This window comes from Photobacterium sanguinicancri (assembly GCF_002265265.1).
Taxonomy (GTDB): Bacteria; Pseudomonadota; Gammaproteobacteria; order Enterobacterales; family Vibrionaceae; genus Photobacterium; species Photobacterium sanguinicancri.
In genome coordinates this window covers 1-5,864 of record NZ_NOIF01000243.1, presented here as the reverse complement: position 1 = coordinate 5,864, position 5,864 = coordinate 1, and the positions used below count along the sequence as shown (strand labels likewise).

5 protein-coding genes are annotated in these 5,864 nt (G+C 41.4%); 1 reads left to right on the top strand and 4 read right to left on the bottom strand.

All coding sequences use genetic code 11. From position 1 onward, the window contains the following. Positions 1–143: 143 nt before the first annotated feature. Positions 144–797 carry a TetR/AcrR family transcriptional regulator gene (locus ASV53_RS22205; protein WP_094958721.1) on the bottom strand — a complete coding sequence of 218 codons (654 nt, stop codon included), beginning with the start codon at positions 795–797 and terminating at the stop codon, positions 144–146. 360 nt (positions 798–1,157) lie between these two features. Here ASV53_RS22205 and ASV53_RS22200 point away from each other — a divergent pair, with 360 nt between their 5' ends. Continuing rightward, a complete protein-coding gene (locus tag ASV53_RS22200) occupies positions 1,158–2,645 on the top strand; it encodes an oligopeptide:H+ symporter (protein WP_094958720.1) in 1,488 nt (495 codons plus the stop codon). 128 nt (positions 2,646–2,773) lie between these two features. Here the strand turns inward: ASV53_RS22200 and ASV53_RS22195 are convergent, their stop codons facing one another. The 3 genes from ASV53_RS22195 to ASV53_RS22185 all read right to left on the bottom strand — a co-directional run bounded on the left by ASV53_RS22195 (position 2,774) and on the right by ASV53_RS22185 (position 5,716). Then, the gene (locus ASV53_RS22195; protein ID WP_062690602.1) at positions 2,774–3,070 is read right to left on the bottom strand and encodes a PAAR domain-containing protein; all 297 of its coding nucleotides are present in this window, start codon (positions 3,068–3,070) and stop codon (positions 2,774–2,776) included. A 64-nt stretch (positions 3,071–3,134) separates the two neighbouring features. Further along, positions 3,135–3,710 (bottom strand): DUF6931 family protein, encoded by a 576-nt coding sequence (locus tag ASV53_RS22190; RefSeq protein ID WP_094958719.1) that lies wholly within the window; start codon positions 3,708–3,710, stop codon positions 3,135–3,137. Beyond that, positions 3,710–5,716, bottom strand: coding sequence for a type VI secretion system Vgr family protein (locus tag ASV53_RS22185; protein ID WP_094958718.1), 2,007 nt, complete (start codon positions 5,714–5,716; stop codon positions 3,710–3,712). Before ASV53_RS22185 ends, ASV53_RS22190 begins: the two co-directional genes overlap by 1 nt. Positions 5,717–5,864 lie beyond the last annotated feature (148 nt).

Genomic DNA, 5,864 nt, shown 5'->3' with positions numbered 1-5,864 from the left:
TCCCAAGAACGGTAAAACCAAGACCTCAACGATATGCCAAAAATAAGAAAGCCGCTCACCTTAAGTGAACGGCATTACTTGTCATTAGGGGCTTTATTTTTGGTCTATATTAGCACATCTGTGCTGAGTCATGAAAATGATGTTTAGCTCAGTACGATACTTGATATGACCTTTGGTTTTTTTACTAGGCTCTCTGTCAGGTAAGTTCCTAGATATGCCTTAGCTGCCCGTTTTGATTCATTCGCCATGCTGGTGGTAATAAAGCCATACTTCATTTGAGATAAAGTGAAAATCACATCGACAATTTCAACCCAGATATGAAAGATATCTGAACGGTTATTTATTTGTGGTAACTCGAAGAAGCTATCAAGAATATGATAAATTTTTTCGGATAGAATGAGATCATTATTACGATCTTTCTGTTTTATCGCCGCTGATGTCTTACCGGATATGATCAATTGCCTTGCCGCGGTTTCACATTCATAAAATACAATAGATCGTTCGATAAGAATGTCGACAATGTCTTGCCAGTGTTCCACATCATCATAATCAGGTAACACGGATAATATATTAAGTAGTTCAGTGCCATAGCTAGCCGCCACTTCCGCATATATGTCATCAATATTGGCGTAAAAATGGTATGCAGAGCTTTTAGGTACATTGGCCCGTAACGCAATATCGGCAAAAGTGATAGCTGAGATGTCCATTTCAATAAGTAATTCGCGGGTTGCAGCTTTGAGCTGTTCTCTACGTTTTATTCCTCTTGCTTGCATATGTATCCTTACTACTTTATGCATGATTTTATGATCTCACTATATCGCAAGGCTATGCGTGATACAGCATAAAGTACTGCACTTGTGAACATACGAATAATTGTAATCAATTTCGTTTATTCGAATGAGAGTCTGAACCGCGAGAGAGTATGACCTAGCCATTTTACATAAGCTAAACTTATGCTTTTCATTACATTGATTTGATTGAGTTTTTTATATTACGAAAATATCAGTAACTATTTTTTCATTATGCAATCTTATTTGTATGGATGTGATCGTGATCACTGGTAACAATTTGAAACATTAACACAAATCACTTTATTACTTTCAATATGCAGGTCTAATGCCCGCTCAAATCATATAAGACTAGAGGTTAAGGCTATAATGTCTAATAAAGTTAGTATTTTTAACCAACCAAAGCCATTTAAGATGATATTTTTTATCGAACTGTGGGAGCGCTTTGGTTACTACGGTTTACAGGGCATTCTTGCTGTTTATTTTGTTGAGCAGTTAGGTTTCACACAGCAAGACTCTTTCGTTACTTTTGGTGCATTTGCCGCGCTTGTATATGGTTTGGTGTCTGTAGGTGGGTACGTTGGCGACCATATATTAGGTACAAAACGTACTATGGTGTTTGGTGCCATCGTCCTTGCTGCGGGTTATTTCTTAATGGGGTTCTCTATTCTTGAACCTACATTTATTTATTACGCTCTTGGTGCAATTGCGGTAGGTAATGGTTTATTCAAAGCGAACCCATCAAGCCTGCTTGCTAAGTGTTATGACGAGGGCGATAGCCGTTTAGATGGCGCATTCACTCTGTACTATATGTCCATTAACATTGGTTCTTTAGTATCACTGTCTTTAAGTCCAGTGATTGCAGCAAGCTATGGCTATGCAACGGCATTTGTTATTTGTGGTTTTGGTTTGCTTGCTAGTTTGCTTAGTTATGTAGTGTTGCGTCGAACTGTTGATGGTATTGGCTCTGATGCTGACTCTGCACCAATGAATGTTAAGTACCTAGGCATAGTTGCAGCAGGCACACTTGTTTCAATCTTCATTTGTGCATGGTTACTGCAAAATATTTTCATGGCGAACCTAGTGTTAGGTCTTATTGGTGTTGGTGTTGTTAGCATCTTCATGAAAGAGACGTTCAAAGTAACAGGTGCGGCGCGTAAGAAAATGATTGTTGCATTTGTACTGATGCTACAAGCGATCGTGTTCTACGTTCTTTATGCACAAATGCCAACGTCGCTGAACTTCTTCGCTATTTATAACGTGCGTACTGAGTTCTTTGGTTTCAATATTAACCCTGTTAGCCTGCAAGCATTGAACCCATTCTGGGTTGTATTGTGTAGCCCAATTCTTGCTTACCTATACACTTATTATGGAAGCCGTGGCCGTGATTTATCTATGCCGGGTAAATTCACAGTAGGTATGTTTATGTGTGCATTTGGCTTCTTGTCTATTGCTGCTGCGGGCCTATGGTTTGCAGACCAAACGGGTATGGTCTCTGTTGGTTGGATGGTATTGGTTTACTTATTCCAAAGTTTGGGTGAGCTATTAATCAGTGGTCTTGGTCTTGCGATGGTCGCGAGCTTAGTTCCACAGCGTTTGATGGGCTTTACTATGGGCGCTTGGTTCCTGACACAAGCCGCTTCGTTCATTATTGGTGGCTATGTGGCAACCTTTAGTGCTGCACCTGAAAACGTGACAGATCCGCTACAAACCCTGCCATTGTATACCGAGGTCTTCCAAAATATTGGTCTTGTAACGCTTGCTGTTGCCGTGGTTATGGCGCTGGCGTCACCAATGTTGACGCGTATGATGTCTGCTGAAGATGAAGAGCATCAAGCTGAGTTAGCAATTAACTAGTTAGCGGCTAACACAACACGTCTCACGAGTTGCCATATAAGCAGGCACTCATGGGATGAAAGAAGATCCACTAAGAAGCCTCATTGATATAGTCAGTGGGGCTTTTTTAATTTGATTGTCCCGTAACATTACCCGCCTACTAAGACTGTTGGCATTCCCATAATAATGGTGCCGCCATGTGCTGTTGTATCGCCCATACGTGCTGCGGGCTTATTGTTAATCAGAACCGTGGCACTGCCTTTTACTACGCTGTCGGGTGGGCCAACACAAATGCATATTTGCCCCAACGTTGCTGCAGGCATATTACCGATAAGTACTGTTGTTGGAAGCGGTAAAAGCGGGCCGCCAACATGTGGAATAGGTACCAATGCAGGTGTTTGCATTGGGCATACGTGCATGTCGGTTGCTCTTGCTGCTGGAAGCATAAAGCGTTACCTCTCTTTGTTAGTGCTAAACACTAGGTTTAAATAATGAACTTAAAACTTAAAGTTAACTATGAGCGCGTATTTGACCGTTGCCGCCTTGAGCAATATCCAGTCCAATGTTGAAAAACGTTTCGTATCGTTCGTACGCATTTTCGCCATCAGGCAGTGCTGCTGCTAAATTTATGGCTCCAGCAACAGCATGTGAGTACAAATTAGCGGGAGGCGGGACAACGGGATCGCTAGGACTAGTCATGCTGCCTCCACTCCAAAATGCAGCCTGGGCGACCCAACCAGCCCCAGTTTGTAAATCAGCTTTGATTGCCATTTGTTCAGCAAAGCGACGAGCCGTTTCGTCTGGTGTATGAACCCATGCTTTTGCTGCTCTAATGGCGTTAAATTCATCTTCATTCCAGTCGTTAAGAAGGCTGGTACAGCAACACGCCCACCAAATAGCCTCACGCACGGGCAGGGCATGCGCAATGAAAATGGCCGTATCCGAGAATAGCTCAGCTTCCAATGTGGCATTAATCAGCGCGGCTGGTTGGCTGTGTTGCTCTGCTATTTCCAGTAATTCATCACTTGGCTCGTATAGGCTCAAAATATCATTAGCGCTGTGGTGGGGGATTTTTAAATACTGCATCAGTTTACCTTCGCGATTGCGCCTTGAATTTGAACCATACCACCGGCTTTTACTTGGGTCATTGCACTGCCGTTAATCCCAACGAGCGCACCTTTTAGATCCGCTTTGGCTTTACCTTCTACTTTCACCATAGTGCCTTGAATATTAGCGTTGCCTTTGGCATCAATAGTCACTTGTGTGCCTGATATTTTAATGCCACTTGCGCTGATTTCGATGGCGTTAGCACCAACACTGAGTTTAATTTTAGTTTTGCCTTTAAGCTCGATCGTTTGGCCGTCTATCGACACTTTTGAGCTAGCACTAACTTCAGCATTTTTGCCCGCTTTGGTTGTAACGCTGGCATCCGACTCTAAACTGATGTCTTTCGCTGCTTTACTTGAAAAGGTGTCCTCACTTTCGAGTGACATGGCTTCTTTACTTTTCATGCTCATGGTTTTAGTGACATCGAGCGTCATTAAGCCAGCAATGGTTTGTTTTTTGTCTTTTTTGACATTAATCGTTAAGTCTTTTTCAGCCTGAAGGAAGACTTCTTCTTTGTCTTTTTTATCTTCAAACCTCAGTTCGTTTGCTGTGCTGTTATTACCATTTGGGGTGGTGCGCGTTTTTATGCCTGACTGTGTTGGGGTGCTATAAGGTGGTTTGTTTTTCTTGGTGTAAATAGATCCGCTGACAACTGGTCTATCAGGATCTCCATCAATAAAACTAACTAAGACTTCATCGCCAACCCGTGGAATAAATTGAATACCAAAGCCATTGCTTGCTGTTGCTTGAGCGACAGGGATCCAACACGAGCTTTTTTCGTTGGTTTGTCCCTTTTTATCCCAATGAAAGTGCACCTTGATACGCCCGAGGTTGTCTTGGTTTGTTTCTTCGTTGCTTGGCCCCGTTACCACTGCGCTTTGAATACTGTAGATCGACGGTTTAGCTAGAAACGTTGGTCGCCAAGTGATATTTGCAGGGACACACTGAAATTCATTGCTATATTCAGTGTTGTGTCCACCTTCATTGGCTTCAATAACGTGTATGGCTTGGGTGATAACATACTCTTGATTGAAATCCGATTCTGTATGATCAGTAAGTTTGAAGCGTTGACCACAATTGATAACGGTATTGGAACAAGCAGCGCTAATCAGCATTTTTTGGCTATCTAGGTGCTCCATTTGTTTTTTAGCACTGTCGCGTATCGTTGATTTATCGGCATTACCTTGGCCAAAGAAATGGCAGGCGAGTGCATTCATTTTTGATTTACTGCTTGATAAGCGATCACCACTATCTATAATTTCTGCCGACTCATGATTGAAATCAGCGAGAGAGAGCTTGCTCGTTCCTAGTACGTTTTTGAAACACCACTGGCTAATCGCATTACGTTTATCTTTAGCTTTTGCGATATAAGCAATGCTGGTGCCTTCCACTGTTTTGAAATCCTGATTGCTATCAGCAATAACAACACATGGCTTTTTATTACTATGGTCAACATGATAATGCCAGCCTTCGCTCGCCATCATACGCTGTAAGAATGCGCTGTCAGTTTCATTAAATTGACTACAATAGCGGTGTTTGATTCCTGCACTTCGCATTGAAAGTTTAAAATGCGTCTTTAAACCTGAATCAGATAATACTTTTTCAATGATTTGCTTGGTTGTCATATCTTGGAAGACCTGACTAGACGTCCGATATGCAAGAATAGACAAAGGATCAATCCCTTCTATTTTGTAAGTATATAGCTGCTTATTAAGGTCAAATTTAGCATTTTCGATAGAAGCTATAATCGAATAGAAACGCTTGGCTTCTTTACGAATACCTTCCGTGCCTGGTGAATAACAAATATCGAGAACTTTACCCAATGACTTATCAGAGATAAGGTCGGAAGAAAGTAGAGTTGCATTATATGTTGATGGCCCTGAAATTTGCTCAAAGACTTTAATTTTTGTAACTATATAAGAGCCTTTGTCATCGAGCTTGGCAAGTACAGGGCGTTGTTTGTCATTATATTCTACAGATGTCATTTCAAGATCTCAGCTCCACAATATTAGAGCTTTTATTCTAAATTAAATATTATTCATCGAGTTGAATAAAAGGGCTAGATATAGTTAATCAAAGTTAAGACAACAATCTCAGTTGATTTCGTTGTCAGAGTTTTATGTATTAAGAATA

What these genes read in the sequence shown, in the direction of transcription:
- ASV53_RS22185 (WP_094958718.1), bottom strand. Translation starts at nt 5,716, where the DNA reads ATGACATCTGTAGAATATAATGACAAACAACGCCCTGTACTTGCCAAG.
- ASV53_RS22190 (WP_094958719.1), bottom strand. Translation starts at nt 3,710, where the DNA reads ATGCAGTATTTAAAAATCCCCCACCACAGCGCTAATGATATTTTGAGC.
- ASV53_RS22200 (WP_094958720.1), top strand. Translation starts at nt 1,158, where the DNA reads ATGTCTAATAAAGTTAGTATTTTTAACCAACCAAAGCCATTTAAGATG.
- ASV53_RS22205 (WP_094958721.1), bottom strand. Translation starts at nt 797, where the DNA reads ATGCATAAAGTAGTAAGGATACATATGCAAGCAAGAGGAATAAAACGT.
- ASV53_RS22195 (WP_062690602.1), bottom strand. Translation starts at nt 3,070, where the DNA reads ATGCTTCCAGCAGCAAGAGCAACCGACATGCACGTATGCCCAATGCAA.